Consider the following 14,985-nt stretch of genomic DNA (forward strand, 5'->3'; position numbering starts at 1 on the left):
GGAGCGGTTTGCCGCCGCCGATCGTCGTCGCGAGCTGTGCTATGCTCTTCCCGTAGGCCGTGGTGTCCTCAACCGGCTCGGTCAGCTCTATCCTCGTCAGGAAGGCGAAGTTGGTGTTGTTGCTCTTCTTCTCGTGCATCGAGTGCCCGTTGACGCCGACGTAGGAGTCGTACTTCTCCTCGACGACGAAGCCGTGGGGGTTGGTGCAGAATGTTCTCACGAAGTCGTCGTAGGTGTCGGTGTAGATGTGGAACTTGGGGTCGTGGTTTATGCTCGTTATCGGCTCCATCACTATCGCGGGAACCTCGACGCGGACGCCCACGTCGATTGGCCCGTGCCTCGCCTCAAGCCCTATCCTCTGGGCCACGTCGTGGAACCAGTCCGCTCCGCCTCTCCCGGGGGCGACGATTATGTAGCGGGCGTTGATCGTGAAGATGTTCTTTCCCCTCTTCACCTTCACCCTGCCCGGCCCGAACTCTAGGGCCTTGGTCCAGAGGAGAAACTCGACGCCTTTGCCCTCGAGGTGCCTCTTTATGTCGGCTATGACCTCGGGCGTCCTGTCCGAACCTATGTGGCGCTGGATTATGGGGATGAACTTCACACCCGCCTGTGCTGCCCTCTGCTCCCAGTATCGGATCTCCTCCGGGTTTCCCCTGAACAGGTTTCTGGGTGACCTGTGGCGCAGGAAAATCCTGTCAACTTCCCAGACGAGCTGCCAGGCGTAGTTCTCATCGTCGGTCAGCTCGCTCAAATCGCCGCCTATGTCCGGCCTGAGGTTTATCGTGCCGTCGCTCAGTCCCCCCGCACCGCCTACGCCGCTCATTATGTGGCAGGGCTGGCAGCCGATGCAGTAGCCAAGCTCGTACATCGGGCAGATCCTCTGCTCGACGTTGCCGCCTTCCTCTATCACCAGAATCCTAAAATCGCTCTTTTCTGCCAGCTCGTAGGCTGCAAAGAGGCCAGCGGGGCCGGCGCCTATAATCACGACATCGTAGGTCTTTCCGTTTCCTGCTTCAGAAACCATATTTCCCTTGCCGATGTCTCTGAGTGGCCCCTTAAAAAGTTTTTGGCAAGTTTTTGGTTAACCTGTCGGGGGCGTACGATACTTTTGACATGTAACACTCAAAGGAATCTCCGAAATCTTTAAACACTTTCGCACATTAGTGTTTAAACGTGGGGCGTATGGACACTTTGAATGCCGGGGAAAAATCCCACGAGGCCAAAGCGAAGAAGATACGAATAATCCACAGCAAAAGGAGGCTTCTCCAGCTCCAGCGCAAGGAAGAGCTTAGCCACAACATCAGGTACGTTTCCAAGGTCCCCGTGAGGCTGGTCATGGACCGCGACTACCTCGTCGTTCACCCTCACGACTCCATGGCAACTCTCATCGAGAGCATGGGCGAGGAGGAAAGCTCCGCTATCGTCGTTGATTCCGATGGAAAACTCGTCGGATTCGTCACGATGAAGGACATACTCCACCTCTTCGACGTCCCCCGGAGGCACTCCATAGTGGGCTTCGGCCTGCTGAAGAGGTACTCCGTCACGAGGGCGACGAGGGTGGAGGACATAATGGTCACCAAGCCGGTAACCGTGAACATCAACGACGAGCTGGGGCACGCCATAAGGATAATGCTCGAAACCGGAAAGCACCACCTTCCCGTGGTGGACGACGGTGGCAGGGCCCACGGCCTGCTGGAGGTTAAGGACATAATACGCCTCATACGCCTCGTCTCCCTCTGACCACTAAAATCGGGTGTTACCATGGACGTCTTCCTGGAGCTGGCGGTCATACTGATTACGGCCAAGCTGATGGGCTACCTAAGCTCGAGGCTCGGCTTTCCCGCGGCCTTGGGTCAGATAATAGGGGGAATAATCCTCGGTCCGTCCCTTCTGAACTTCGTGGCCTACGGCGAGGGCGTTCGGCTCATCTCCGAGCTGGGCGTCATAATGCTCCTCTTTCTGGCCGGTCTCGAAACGGACATGGAGGAGTTCAAGCGCGTCGGCCTCCCGGCCTTCCTCATAGCCTCCCTGGGTGTTGCTGTTCCCTTCATCTTCGGCTACGCTGTGGCACTCAGGTGGGGCTACCCGGGAATGGAGGCCCTCTTCCTCGGCGGCGTCATGACGGCGACGAGCGTCAGTTTAACCGCGAGCGTTCTCATGGAGATGAAGCGCCTCAGGACGAGGGTCGGTGCGGCTATCCTGGCCGCCGCCGTGGTGGACGACGTCCTGGGCATAATAATCCTTACCATTCTCGTGGCCATGAACACCAAGGGAACGGTTTACGTAGGGGATATAGCGGTGCTTCTCGTTGAAATCGCCGCTTTCTTCCTCCTCAGCTACCTCATAGGCAGGGGAATCGTCAAGAAGGTCCTCCGCTCCTCCCACAGGATAAATCTCCCCGAAACCGTCACCACGGTCTCGATAGTCGTGATGCTCATCTTCGCCTACCTCGCCGAGTACTTCCAGATAGCGGCCATAACCGGTGCCTACCTGGCGGGAATACTCGTCGCCGGGAGCGATGACGCGAGGAAGATAACCGACAAGATAATCACCCTCGGCTACGCCTTCTTCATTCCCGTCTTCCTCGTCGGCGTCGGCGCCGAAACCGATGCCCACGTGGTCCTCGCGGCGGGGGCCTTCGCGCTGGTTTACTCACTCCTCGCCATAGTCGGGAAGGTCATCGGCTGTGGAATCGGCGGAATCCTCTCGAAGTTCAGCCCCATGGAGTCCCTCCAGATAGGCGTTGGAATGATTCCGAGAATGGAAGTGGGCCTTATAATGGCCAACATAGGCCTTTCCGAGGGAATCCTGACGAACGAGAGCTTTTCCATAGCCATCGCAATGGTCATGGCGACGACGCTGGTCACGCCGCCGCTCCTCAAGCTGGCCTTCTCGAGGCGTTAGCTCGGCCAACCGAGTGCTCATCACACCTCAGCCAGTGCCGGTCTCGTCATCGCCAAGGTACACTTCCGGGCATAGGTTTATAAAACCCTCACCGCAGTGGGGAGCATGAGCGAGTGGCTTTCGATACTAAGCTCTGCACTCTTCATGCTCATCATGATAGACCCGAGCGACAAGATACTCCTGGTCAGCCTCCTGAGGGAGGACTTCCATATAGAGGACATAAGGACGCTTATCGTCAGGGCAAACCTGATAGGCTTCCTCCTCCTGTTCCTCTTTGCGGTTTCGGGCCAGATAATTCTTCAGGACATATTCCACATCGACATAAACGCCCTCCGCGTTGCCGGGGGATTCGTCCTCTTCAAGATAGGTCTAGAGGCCCTCGAAAGCGGCGGAATGATGACCCTCAAAAAGGAGAAGAACATACTCGCCCTTGCCGCCGTCCCCGTTGCGACGCCCCTGATAGCCGGCCCCGCCGCGATAACCACCGCGATAACCCTCACCGCCGAAAAGGGCCTCTACCACGCCACCGCGGCGGTGTTCCTTGCCATCCTGATGACGGCCCTCGTCATGTTCGTGACGCTGTACCTGATCAAGAACGTCAGCAAAACGACCCTGGGGGTCTTCATAAGGATAATCGGTATGTTCACGATGGCGATAGGGGCCCAGATGATGGTTCAGGGCGTCGTCGGGATATACCTCCTGATGACGTCCGCTGGATGACAACCCTTCGGCCTACTGCCCGGAGAACGGGCCAAGGCCAAAACTCTTGGGCTAACCTTTTAACCCCCTGCACTTTTTCCAGGAAAGGAGGGTTGAGAATGAGGGTAAGGCTTGAAAAAGTTAAGGGAACGCGAGACCTGCTCCCGGAGGAGATGGCGAAGAGGAGATGGGTTTTCGAGAGAATCCGCGAGGTCTTTGAGCGGTATAACTTTCACGAGGTTCTCACGCCCACCTTTGAGTACACCGAGCTCTTCAAGCTGAGGAGCGGTGAGGAGGTGGTCGAGCAGCTCTACGCCTTCGACGACAAGGGCGGACGGAACCTCTCGCTCAGACCCGACATGACGTCCAGCGTCGCGAGGCTCTACGTCAACGGCTTCCAGAACGCCCCGAAGCCCGTTAAATGGTACTACATGGCCAACATGTTCCGCTATGAGGAACCCCAGAGCGGCCGTTACCGCGAGTTCTGGCAGGCGGGGGTAGAGCTCCTCGGGAGCGATAAAGTTGAGGCAGATGCGGAGGTCATAGCCCTCTTCGTTGAGAGCTACCTCGCCACCGGCCTCGAGGACTTCACCGTGAACATAGGCGACCGCGTTCTCCTCGACGAGTTCGCAAAGATGCTCGGCGTTGAGGACGACGTAGGCCTGATGAGGCTCATAGACAAGAAGGACAAGATGAGCAGGGAGGACTTCGCCGGCGCCCTGAGGGAGTTCGGGCTGGACGATGATGGCGTCGAGAAAGTCCTGGCGCTGGTGGAGATAAAGGGCCTCCCTGAAGAGGTTCTTCCGAAGGCGGAGGGGCTCTTCACGGGCGAGAAAGCTAAGGAGGAAATCAAGCGCCTCTACGAGCTGGTCGATTTGCTCGATGCCTACGGCGTCTCGAAGTGGATAAGGATAGACCTTGGCATAGCGAGGGGCTTCGACTACTACACGAGCATAGTCTTTGAAGCCATCGCCCCCAACGACCTCGGCATAGGCTCGATAGGCGGCGGCGGCCGCTACGACAACCTTATCTCCGTCTTCGGCGGAAAGCCGACCCCGGCGACGGGCTTTGCCATTGGAATCGAGCGCCTCATTCCGATACTCGAGTGGAAGGGGCTCATCCCGGAGCCGAAGCTCAGGCCCGACGTCTACGTCGTGCCCATAGGGAAGGACGTCGAGCTGAGGAGGGCCGCCGTTGAGATAACGAGCGCCCTGAGGGCCGTGGGCGTCAAAACCGACTGCGAGCTAACTGGAAGAAAGCTCAGGAAGGCACTCGATTACGCGGGAAAGCTCGGAGTTCCGTACGTCGTCCTCGTTGGGAAGAAGGACCTGGCGGAAGGAAAGGTCACGGTAAGGGATATGGAGAGCGGCGAGCAGAGAACCGTCGAGAAGGCTCGGGTCGCGGAGGCCGTGGTTGGGTTATTGGAGGGCTGAGGGGTTTGCTTTTGTTGTCCCCAGCATTTCTTTGACCTAATTTTGTCGCTTGAAGGCTATCCGGGCAGGAAATGTCTTTATCGTGGGATTAAAGAGGATGGAAGCAGCTCAGTGGTGACCGCTCTCCTCATCGTTACCTCGGAAGGGCTTGGGCGTCATCATCGCTGGGCTTAAAAACACTTCGAACTTTTTAACCCTGGTGGTGCCATGAGGTTCATCCCGCTCATCGTTGCAAGACCCGAGGTCCAGATGGCCATAGACGAGGCGATAATGAGGGCCAGGATAGAGGGAAAGGTTCCCGACACGGTTAGGCTATATACCTTCTCGCCGAGCTCCGTGACCATAGGCCGCTTCCAGAGCGTCGTCCACGACGTCAACCTCGACGAGGCGCGGAAGCTCGGAATCCCCGTCGTCCGCAGGGTGACCGGCGGCGGCTCGGTGTTCCACGACGAATACGGTGAGGTAACCTACTCCGTCGTTGTCGGCGAGGACTACCACCCGATGCTCAGGAACGTTGAGAGCAGCTACCGCTATTTAGCCGGCCCGCTGGTTGATGCGCTGAAAGAGCTCGGCCTTGAGGCGGGCTTTTCTGGCCTGAACGACATCGTTGCCAACGGGAAAAAAATCAGCGGCTCCGCACAGACGAGGCGGAAGGGGGTCATCCTGCAGCACGGCACGTTCATGTACTCCACGCGCGTTGAGGTACTCGGAAGGGTTCTCAGGGTCTCCAAGGCCAAGCTCGCCGACAAGGGCGTTTCGAGCATCTGGGAGAGGGTAACCACCCTGGAGCGCGAGGGCATAAATCTGAGCCGCTGGGAGGCCTACGAGCTGCTCAAGGAGAGCTTCTTCAGTGCCTTTGAGCCCGAGGAGGGTGGGCTCACCGACTATGAGCTCGAGCTCGCCGAGAGGCTGGTGGAGGAGAAATATGGAAATCCGGAGTGGAACGAGAGCCGGTGATTTAAGGTAGCTTCCAGTTTTCTTCTATCATATACCGCTCCGCCAGCTCGTAGAACAGTTCGTCCTCGCCGAGCTCCTCCCTCAGTGCCCTGAATTTCTCCTCGAGCCGGGGCAGCCGGCCCTTGCTCCGTCTCAGCATATCGTTGCCGAGGTCAACGGCGAAACGGAGGTACTCATCGTCCACGAGTATCCTTCCATCCCTGCCGAGCGGTGCCGTCAGGTACTCCGTGGCGTTTATCTCCACAAGGTAGCGCTTCGAGACGACCTTGAAGGTGGTGTACTTAAAACCCGAGGCCAAACCGAGCTCGTGGAGTCTCTTTGCCTTTTCCACGTCCTCGGCGACGATGTGGAATATGGGCGGCTGGCTCTTGAGGAATATGAGGCCCTTCTCGGCGTTTCTCAGGGCCTCCCTTGCCTCCTCGAACTCCATCGGCCTGTGGACCTTGATCAGCCACCTCGCGAGGGGCTTGGCCCCGAGGTCCGGTTCCTCCATTATGCCGATCCTGCCGGAGCAGGAGGAGGTCGTGTAGATTCCCCTTATCGAGTTGATGAGCAGGAGGTGATCGATTATATCCGCGTCAACCTTTCCTTCCCTCATAGCCGTGAAGAGGCTCACAAGGGCTTCGCGTTTGGCTTTCATGTCGAAACCTCCGGACGATTCTTAATTCCCGCGAAAGCGTCGTTAAGCGTGGGTTGGGGTAAGTAAAAGGTCTCAGCTTCCTCTTTCAGCCCCTTCTGTCGAAAACTTTATAAAGCTAACCCAAAAGGTTTAGCTGGAAATGGCCAGGGTGGTGTAGCCTGGTTAGCACAGGGGACTGTGGATCCCCTAGCCCGGGTTCAAATCCCGGCCCTGGCCCCAGAACCACCCTTCTCCCAGAATAAAACGCTTTTAAAACTTCTTCCAGCAAACGCGACATGTTAATGCCTTCTCTCTTCGCAAACTCCACCAAATCAGCCCGAATTCTCAACGTAACATTCTTCGTAACTGCACGCTTCTGTACACTGCCCTTGCAAATGCACGTGCAATTGCCTGTGCACGGTCCCATGGCCTGGCACCTCAGAAACACTCAGACAAGCCAACTTAAACAATTTGTGGTAAAAAAGTAAAAAGTCAGTCTGAATTCTCAGACCGCTCAAGAGCGAGTGTAGAGAGAACTTCCAGGCCCAAAGGAGACAACACCACAGCATAATTCCCCGCCAGCTCAAAGAGGTAGCTTTCAAAAAATTTGATGGACCCAAGCACTTCTTCTCCTACCAATCTCTCCACCTTACCCGCCTCAATAAACTCCTCCATTACCTCTTCAAAGATCCTCCTCGCATCAAAAAAACCTCTCCCCTCCCCGGGCACGAAGACGGGAATAAACCCCCATCCAGTATTCCCGGGGTAGATTGAACTCCTTAAAGTACTCAATCATTACCTCGGCCATTTTCTTAAGGACGCCCACAAAATCCAACGGACCTGCATCAGTCCATGTAGTTAATACTTGCACTCCTCCATTCATGGCCAACACCAATGGCCCGAGCGTTAAGACGAGAAATTAAACATAACGGTCAAGACCCAGATAATCCGACCAATTGAAAAACCGAGGAAAGCACCAAAGACAGTCAAAGAAGGCTTTCAATGAGTTTGTAGTCCTCCTCCGGGATTTCCCTCATCGCCTTGCCCATCAAGTGGCCGTTCCACCTCTTCTTGTTGGTGATGAACTTCAGCTTCGGAATGAGCGGCTTGAAGTCAACCTCTCCAAGCTTGACCGGTTTGATCTTTACTCTCAGCGGGTAAGTCTCGTTTGGCACGTGAGCCTTGAAAATCCTGCTTGAATCCTCATAAGGCTCGCTCACGACCTCAAAAATCCCAACGATCTTCGGTTCAAGAACTTCCTTGTTTTCGCGCTCCTGCTTGAGGTAGATAACGAGCCTGTCACCGGGCTTGACCTTGGCGATTGTGTTCCTGTGCCTCCTTGGCACGCCCCAAACGTTCTTTTCCTTAATCACCTTCCAGTTCGCACGGTTGGTAATGCAGAGCCAGTAGGTCATCCAAGATCACCACTCCCTTTTGATCTTTGATTCCCATATCTTTTACGGAATCTGACCACAAGGATTCCAACCAGAGTACCCAGCAAGGTCAGGAACATCCCCGTGGTCATGTAATCCATTTTGAGTGTAAGAGTCGCATAAGTAGTTGAACCAGCAACGACTTTTCCGGTAGTTTCCCCCTTCCAGCATATCGGAAACAAACACTTTCTGCCTACAATCTTGTATTCTTTTGGGCCAAGTTTAAACTGGGCCGTTCCATCTTTTCCGGTTGTATTAACTACAACAGGTCGCGGTTTTTTGTACCTTTCAGGAAACCGCTCCATAAGATACGTGCTCATTACCTTTACAGTTACACCCGAAACGGGCTTATTGTTTTTGATTGCATTAACAACAATCATTCCCCTCTCAATATATTCATCCGAAACATCTTCCTTGTGGCCAGGATTCATAAGTTCATAAGCCTCAACATGTGAGAAATTCTTAAGCTTGCCAAATTGTTTGGGATTCACGATAACTGGATTTCTGGGATTGCTGGGATCGAAGATGATCTTGTACTCTCCAACATAATACTCGGCCCAACTGTGATCTTCTCCAGGAGCTCTCACGACCCTTGCCTTGAATCCTGCCTCATTCATAAGATAAACAAAAACTTCTGCGTATTCCCTGCAATTTGCAAGTTTTGAATGAAGAACCCACTCTGGAGGAACAGGAAAAACTCCAAAAGGTCGAAACAATCGAATTTCTCCCTGTTTATTCTGATAAAAGCCAAATCCTGCAAGTACTCTTTCAGCAAAAGGCAATTTCTCCGGCTCTACAGAATATGGATTCGCGAAGTTCTGCTGTTCCCAAGAGTATATTCTCAAGGCCAGCTCATTGGGGTTACTCGCATTGAGGCCAATTTGAGTAGCAACATCATTGGTCACATCCTCTCCCTCGAAAGTACCGTACATATATGGGATGAAGACAATAACGATGGAAATCCATAAGAAAAGTAGAATGCCATGAATCATGCCCCTTAAAACCTCTCTCCAAGAGAGGTTATGTCTTTTCGTTTGAATTCTCAACAGGTTTAACTTCATTTTTGTCTGGTACCTCCTTTTTGTTTTCTTCTCTTCCCTTACTCTTCTTATTTTGTTTCCACAAAACAGTAAACCCAATTAAATTACCAAGTAGTGTAAACCCAAGTAGAGTATCAATGCTTATCGAAACCCCAAGAAGCCTTATATAAAGCTTGTTTTCAATATTTTCCAAATGGTACCTGATACTTGAGTTAAGTTGCTGTATCCTTTGATTGAGAACTGTAATGTTCTGCTTTATCTGGATAAGCTCAAAATTCGTAACGTTTACCGTCATGTTCTCGTAAAGGCCCTTGTAATAATCTCTTTCCCGTGTAATATTCTCGAGGGTCCGGTTCAATTCCATCAGTTGTTGCTGAAGAATCGATAAGTTCGCTTCACATTCTGCAAGCTTATCCTCTGGAGTCTGAGAGGCCTGTTGTGGGGAAGTCGTTTGAGGGTCACCTGCCCAAACAAAGGGCACAACAATAAACAAGATCAAAAACATCATGAGTACTCTCTTCCCTCTCATTCCATCACCTCACACCATCCTCCGGTGAAGCTTTGTCATGATGCTGTCCTCCAGTTCTCGGGCCTTATTCTCGGGAAACACCTTTCCAACTTCCTCCCAGAAAGCGGAGGAGTGATAAGTCGTCTCAGCCTTCAGGTGTGCAAGCTCATGAACGAGCACGTAGAGTATCTCCTCTTCATCCAACTCCAGCACAGAGGGATCAACCGTAATCGTGCCGTACTTGAATGACACCCTCGCAATGGAAGTCTTCAACGGTCTGACCTTGACTCGTACTTGTCTTTGACAACCGAGCAGGTCCTTGGCCTGTTGAAGCAGCTCATCCAACATGCCTGCGCACCTCTGGGACGATGGACTCCTCCACGAGCTTATCAATCTCTCTTGAGAGCTCGCGGTACTTCTCAAGCTCATCAAAATCAACCGCCCCGGTGAGGTCATCGAAGAGGGCACTTGAGAGCCGTTTAACAGCCCTTGGATTCAGCTTACGGAGTCTCTTAAGCTCCCTCTGGAACTTCCGGAGTTCAACGTTCTTGATGCCCAGGTAGTTCTCAACGTAAAATATGACCGATTCAACAAGGGACTCCTGCCAGCTCCTCCCAGCTTTCTTCTTCTCGTAATCCTCTGACTGCCTCTCAAGGAGTTCCAGCTGCTTCTTAAGGGCCTTAAGATCCAGATTTCTGTTGAGCCACTCCTCGAGGAGGCGGTTGAGCCTCTCCAAAATTGCCTTGTAAACAGGATCATGGGCGTTGTCCTCTGCCTGATAATACAGCCTGTAAAACCTTGCAACAATCTCAAAAGATGCCTCACTGCCAGAGAGTTCTCCGAGCCTCACCTTCACGAGCTCTCTCATCGGTCCGACTTCCATGTGCTCGTGGACAAACCGAAGTAGGTCATCCCAGAACTTGTTCTTTTTACCAGTGAAGCCCACAAGCCTCACAAATGTGGAGTAAACAGTCCCCACTGCAATCATGTCATCCATGTAAGCAAGTCTCGCCGGATGGGCACCGAGGGAGCGATACATTGAAAGGGTCTCCCTGAGCTCATTGAAGAGCCTCACGGCCCTCGGTTCGTTGCCCTTGAAATCAAGGGCAATCGGTGCGAGGATGTTCCGAATTCTGGCCATTTCGTCCTCAAGTTCCTTCCACCTGCCCTGTTTTCTGAAGGCTTTGATGATATCAACCTCGATTCCAATCTCCGAAAGCTCCCGTTTAACCTTCTCAAGCTTGTCCTCAAACTCCTTGACCTTCTCCTCAATACTCCTGGCAAAATTGCGCTGGAAGTCTTCCAGGACTCTCGGGTCCTGCTTGGCGAGCATTTCGTAAATGCTCTTTACCCTGATAACCGCGGGTAGTAGACCAACACCATCCACAACAAGTCCGCTCTCTTTACCTGGATATGGCCTGTTAACTCTCGTAACGGCCTGTAAAAGTCTGTGCTCAAAAATTGGCTTGTAGAGATACATCGTCCGCAGAATTGGAGCGTCAAAGCCCGTGAGAAGCATATCCGTAACGATGAGAACCTTTGGATAATCCTCCTCCTGGAACCACTCCACGATAAGCTTGTTGATACTGTCGTAATCCTTCTTCTGGAACTCCCTCCTCGTTTTAAGCCACTTCTTAAACTCCTCAATAACCTCGCTGGTCTCGTTATGCTGGTAAGTCATGACAACCTCTGAGAGCCTTTCCGCGTTCTGACAGAGCTCCCTGAAGTGCTCCGCAACGTCATGCTTCCCTTCACTCTCAAGAACTTCAATCTGGGAGCAGAAGTAGTTCTTAAACGCCCTGTCAAGGGCTCTCTTGAAGTGCACACAGGCTTCTCTGTTAACCGCCACAACCATCGCCTTGAACTGGAAGCCCATCGTGTCATCGTAGATTCTCTTGGCAATGTACTCAGCAAAGCGTTCAATCTCCTTCGGGCTCTCAAGGAACACCCTTGACTTCCTCAACTCCTCAGCGAGCTCCTTCGAGCTCATCTTCAAGCTTTTCTTTCGGCCCATCAGGAAGGCTTCAACCTCTTCAGGGTCATTCATCTGGTAGGCATCAATGAATGCCTTCAGCTTGTTCTCATCGAGGGCAATGGACACGTCCTCCTCTTCAATAACCTCGTGGATAATGTCAAGGGTAAAGCCATCCCTGATTGAGTCGCTGATGAAGTAAACGTCGAGGAAGTACTCACCATCCTCTGGATACGCAAACTCCTGGAAGGTGTTTCTGCTACGCTTGAATATCGGCGTCCCAGTGAAACCGAAGAACATTGCCCTCGGGAAGAGGCTCCTCATAACAGCAGCGAGCCTGCCATACTGCGTTCTGTGAGCTTCGTCAATGAGGAAGAGAACCTCCGGCTTTTTAACGGCCTTCTCTGCCTCAAACCTTTCCTCTCCCCGGACCTTCTTCACCCTCACGAGGTCCTTAAACTTTCCATACTGGAACTTTTGAATTGTCGTTATGTGCAGGCCAGTTGGAATGACCCTCCCTGTTTCCTCGCTTTTCATCATTTCCTCAATGCGTTTCCTCAGCTCACCGATGTTCTTTATGACGTCAAAATGGCTCCGGAACTCGTTGTCCTCAACGGCCTCAAAAACCCCCGAGTGCTGATCTTTGAGATCAGTCCTGTCAACAACGAAGAAGACGACAGGATTCCTTCCCTTGTACTTATTGAGGAACCAGTTGGCGACGAAGAACATTATAAAAGTCTTACCGCTTCCCTGCCACTGCCAAACAAGCCCATTCTTCTTGTCGCTCTCCCTCGAGAGGTATTCCTCAATTCTCGCGATTATCCGCCTCGTTGCCCTGTACTGATTCCACCGGGCGATGACCTTGATTCTTTTGGCCCCTTTCTCGTTCTTCTTGAAGAAGAAGGTATAATACCTCAGCACGTCGAGGAGCCTCACGGGGGAGAGCAGGTCGAAGATGTCCGGCTTTTCCTCGTTTGGATACCTCCACTCGAAGGCAGGGGCCCCGCCGGAATCCCTCGGCATCGTTGGAGTGTAAAGCTGTTTGTCCCCGTAGGCAACCCCAAACTGAACGAACCTGAAAAGGGGCTTTGAGTATCGTTCATACTTCCTTATTTGAGTTAATGCCTCCTCTTCCGTGCCATGAACCTTTGACCATCTTCTCCACTCAACATCCTCAAGCTCGACGATTCCCTTCGCTTTCGCCTCAATGATGACCACGGGGATTCCATTAATGAAGAGAGTAAAGTCGGGTTTTATGTTCTCAGGAAAGCCGGGAAACTTGGCCTCGTGAAGGAAAAAGAAGACGTTGTTCGAAGGATTGTCATAATCAACGAGGACTACCCGGTCGTGCTTTCCAAGGGCAATAAGCGAGAGGCCATACTTGAGGTATTCAAGCATCTCCACTTCATTCGAAGACTCGAGCTTCTGCTTTATCTCTTCCCATACTTTACCCTCTTCCTCCTCGGTAAGGTTTGCGAAAAATGCCCTGTTGAGCTCCCGTATCTTCTCCTCCAGCACGTCCCACAGAAGAAGCCCCCCGATCGAATCCCCCAGCCCGCTGTATTCATCCAACATTTTATGTTCTTCAATCCCAAACTTCTCGTTGCCGTCTTCCCACCCGATTCTCAGAAGGTTCTCTTTAATCTCCCGATGAACCACTGACTCAGGTATCAGGGCCATACCCTCTCACCTCTGATCCAGATAACAACTCCTCAAGGGAATTAATAAACTTATCCAACCCGGAACTCCTCAGGCCTCTCTCCTTCAGGATCGCCCGAACGCCCCTCATCTTCTCAAGGAAGAGACCCATAAGGTATTCAAATCTCTCTGACTCGATGACTTTCTTCTGGGCTTCAACCTCCTCCAGAACAACATCAAAGTCAATCCCCATCTCAAGGAGCCTCATAATGTCGTCAATGTCCTTCGAACGGCCCAGAGAGGTTACGCCCTTGAACAGGAAGATATCTTCAGGAGAAACGAGGTGAACCTTAAGCCTCTTCAGCCCTTTGAACTCTTCTGGGATGAAAGCTCTCTCCATAACCCCCTTCGTGAGGGTTATCCCTCTTAAAACCCTCTTGACGAACACATCAAGGTTGAAATCTCCCAGTTCAGGATCCAGCTTTTTGTAAACTGAATAAGCCCCGAGCTTTCTCTGATACTCATGCTCGGCGACCTTAATGTAGATAACCAACCCCTTGCTCGTCCTCAACTCCGGTGATGGATCGGTGAGAACCCCTTCCAGACGGCTCAAGGCACTGAGGCTCTCAACGACAACATCCACGTCAGCAGTCGCTGGCTTGAGACCCCTTAAAGCGAGATTTCCACCCCCGATTAAGTAGAGATGAATCTCCCCCGAGCCCATGAGCCGGGCTTTCTCATCAACGAGCCAAAACTCCTCAATCAGTCTTTCCCTCGTTATCATCGCATTGACCTCCAAAATACTCTCTGCAGAGTTCGTTAACCTCTTCACGGGAAGGGAACGGGTACGGCTTGTCTACTCCACCCAGGTATTCAAGAAGGTCCTCAACGAGGGCCGAGACTCCAAACTTCGCCCCGAGTCTCTTGAACTGTTTTACATCAAAGTGCTGGGCCTTCAGGATAACGAGAGCATAGAGAATTTCCCTTGCCCCTGAACCGAGCTTCAGGGCATGAACGACAACCTCCTCAAGAGTCAGAGCCTTTGAAGGCCAGTAATAATGGTAAACGCCCGCAGAGATAAGTGGCAACCCGTAATCAGAGAAACGAGCGAGACCAGTGAGCTGAAAGTTATCGAAGCTCTTTCCCCTGTAGGAGTCCGTTGCCAGTATAAACTCTCCCACACCGCTCCAGGCTACAGACGCTTTGGGGTCAAACTCCTTCGCCTTTATCGAGTTCTGAAGGTAAAAGTACTCCTCAGCGAAGGCCTTGAGATCCGCAAAACGTTCGCTCAGGAAGTAACCTTCTCTCCTTTTCCCCACGATGAGCCGTTCCATAAGCTCGTTAAGAATTCTGTGAAGTGTGGCCCTGCCTACTCTGGCCTTAAGCTGGAGAAGCCAGGGAGGCTGAGGTTCTCTTACCTCAAGGGCAGCAAGAACTTTGAGGCTGTTCCCGGCCAGCAGAGACTCAATGTTGAGGAAGGAGTACTTCACTTTTATGCTTCTCAGAAGGTCGTTAACTTTGTTCTCCACCGGTTTGACAACGAGAGGCTTCTTTCCTTCGAACTCAACGAGGCTCTTCTTATTAAGGGAACTGAGGAGGACTGAGAGCGTGGCCTTGGAGAGGCCGAGTTCCTCAGATAACTCTCTCAATGTTCTGGGTTCATCCAGTGCAAGGAGTACCTTGAGCTCGGCCTTTGTGAGTGTCATGTCTCAAACTTCCAAACAATTTTATAAAAACGTTTGGATTTTTGAGACAGAAAAAGATATTAATATCTCAGCCAAC

16 protein-coding genes, 1 tRNA gene and 1 pseudogene are annotated in these 14,985 nt (G+C 52.5%); 6 read left to right on the forward strand and 12 right to left on the reverse strand.

Annotated features, from left to right (window positions below; all coding sequences use genetic code 11):
• Window positions 1–1,024: NAD(P)/FAD-dependent oxidoreductase (locus tag APY94_RS00005; RefSeq protein WP_058937696.1), on the reverse strand; the 1,024-nt coding region annotated here is incomplete at its 3' end.
• Window positions 1,025–1,182: 158 nt separating this feature from the next.
• Here APY94_RS00005 and APY94_RS00010 point away from each other — a divergent pair.
• From APY94_RS00010 to APY94_RS00030, 5 genes are all read left to right on the forward strand, one after another.
• The gene (locus tag APY94_RS00010; protein WP_058937697.1) at window positions 1,183–1,740 is read left to right on the forward strand and encodes a CBS domain-containing protein; all 558 of its coding nucleotides are present in this window, start codon (window positions 1,183–1,185) and stop codon (window positions 1,738–1,740) included.
• Between the two features lie 21 nt (window positions 1,741–1,761).
• Complete coding sequence (locus tag APY94_RS00015) at window positions 1,762–2,904, forward strand: cation:proton antiporter (RefSeq protein WP_058937698.1); 1,143 nt, start codon at window positions 1,762–1,764, stop codon at window positions 2,902–2,904.
• 105 nt (window positions 2,905–3,009) lie between these two features.
• Window positions 3,010–3,624: a MarC family protein gene (locus APY94_RS00020; protein ID WP_058937699.1), complete on the forward strand. Its 615-nt coding sequence runs from the start codon at window positions 3,010–3,012 to the stop codon at window positions 3,622–3,624.
• Between the two features lie 98 nt (window positions 3,625–3,722).
• Window positions 3,723–5,036: a histidine--tRNA ligase gene (hisS, locus tag APY94_RS00025; RefSeq protein WP_058937700.1), complete on the forward strand. Its 1,314-nt coding sequence runs from the start codon at window positions 3,723–3,725 to the stop codon at window positions 5,034–5,036.
• A gap of 207 nt (window positions 5,037–5,243) precedes the next feature.
• Window positions 5,244–5,993 (forward strand): lipoate--protein ligase family protein, encoded by a 750-nt coding sequence (locus tag APY94_RS00030; protein ID WP_058937701.1) that lies wholly within the window; start codon window positions 5,244–5,246, stop codon window positions 5,991–5,993.
• 1 nt (window position 5,994) lies between these two features.
• Here APY94_RS00030 and taw3 read toward each other — a convergent pair whose 3' ends face one another.
• Complete coding sequence (taw3, locus tag APY94_RS00035; RefSeq protein WP_058937702.1) at window positions 5,995–6,633, reverse strand: tRNA(Phe) 7-((3-amino-3-carboxypropyl)-4-demethylwyosine(37)-N(4))-methyltransferase Taw3; 639 nt, start codon at window positions 6,631–6,633, stop codon at window positions 5,995–5,997.
• A gap of 142 nt (window positions 6,634–6,775) precedes the next feature.
• Here taw3 and APY94_RS00040 point away from each other — a divergent pair.
• A tRNA-His gene (locus tag APY94_RS00040) sits at window positions 6,776–6,852 on the forward strand.
• Window positions 6,853–6,889: 37 nt separating this feature from the next.
• On the opposite strand, the pseudogene APY94_RS13970 reads toward APY94_RS00040, so the two are convergent.
• From APY94_RS13970 to APY94_RS00085, 10 genes and pseudogenes are all read right to left on the reverse strand, one after another.
• A pseudogene (locus tag APY94_RS13970) lies at window positions 6,890–7,039 on the reverse strand (hypothetical protein); the annotation flags it as partial.
• A gap of 65 nt (window positions 7,040–7,104) precedes the next feature.
• On the reverse strand, window positions 7,105–7,341 hold the full coding sequence (locus APY94_RS00045) for a hypothetical protein (protein ID WP_157065419.1): 237 nt from the start codon (window positions 7,339–7,341) through the stop codon (window positions 7,105–7,107).
• Window positions 7,313–7,501: a hypothetical protein gene (locus APY94_RS13285; protein ID WP_169791787.1), complete on the reverse strand. Its 189-nt coding sequence runs from the start codon at window positions 7,499–7,501 to the stop codon at window positions 7,313–7,315. The genes APY94_RS00045 and APY94_RS13285 overlap by 29 nt, the downstream gene beginning before the upstream one ends.
• Window positions 7,502–7,598: 97 nt before the next feature.
• Complete coding sequence (locus tag APY94_RS00055; RefSeq protein ID WP_058937705.1) at window positions 7,599–8,027, reverse strand: EVE domain-containing protein; 429 nt, start codon at window positions 8,025–8,027, stop codon at window positions 7,599–7,601.
• Complete coding sequence (locus APY94_RS00060) at window positions 8,024–9,106, reverse strand: transglutaminase domain-containing protein (RefSeq protein ID WP_083500574.1); 1,083 nt, start codon at window positions 9,104–9,106, stop codon at window positions 8,024–8,026. Before APY94_RS00060 ends, APY94_RS00055 begins: the two co-directional genes overlap by 4 nt.
• Window positions 9,066–9,614: a coiled-coil domain-containing protein gene (locus tag APY94_RS00065; RefSeq protein ID WP_058937707.1), complete on the reverse strand. Its 549-nt coding sequence runs from the start codon at window positions 9,612–9,614 to the stop codon at window positions 9,066–9,068. Before APY94_RS00065 ends, APY94_RS00060 begins: the two co-directional genes overlap by 41 nt.
• 9 nt (window positions 9,615–9,623) lie before the next feature.
• Window positions 9,624–10,049, reverse strand: a complete 426-nt coding sequence (locus tag APY94_RS00070) for a YgjP-like metallopeptidase domain-containing protein (protein WP_083500575.1) — start codon at window positions 10,047–10,049, stop codon at window positions 9,624–9,626.
• Window positions 9,931–13,245 (reverse strand): type I restriction endonuclease subunit R, encoded by a 3,315-nt coding sequence (locus APY94_RS00075; protein ID WP_058937709.1) that lies wholly within the window; start codon window positions 13,243–13,245, stop codon window positions 9,931–9,933. The genes APY94_RS00070 and APY94_RS00075 overlap by 119 nt, the downstream gene beginning before the upstream one ends.
• Window positions 13,229–13,987 carry a hypothetical protein gene (locus APY94_RS00080; protein WP_058937710.1) on the reverse strand — a complete coding sequence of 253 codons (759 nt, stop codon included), beginning with the start codon at window positions 13,985–13,987 and terminating at the stop codon, window positions 13,229–13,231. Before APY94_RS00080 ends, APY94_RS00075 begins: the two co-directional genes overlap by 17 nt.
• A complete protein-coding gene (locus tag APY94_RS00085; protein ID WP_058937711.1) occupies window positions 13,962–14,909 on the reverse strand; it encodes a MarR family transcriptional regulator in 948 nt (315 codons plus the stop codon). Before APY94_RS00085 ends, APY94_RS00080 begins: the two co-directional genes overlap by 26 nt.
• Window positions 14,910–14,985: the final 76 nt, after the last annotated feature.

The organism is Thermococcus celericrescens, assembly GCF_001484195.1.
GTDB lineage: Archaea > Methanobacteriota_B > Thermococci > Thermococcales > Thermococcaceae > Thermococcus > Thermococcus celericrescens.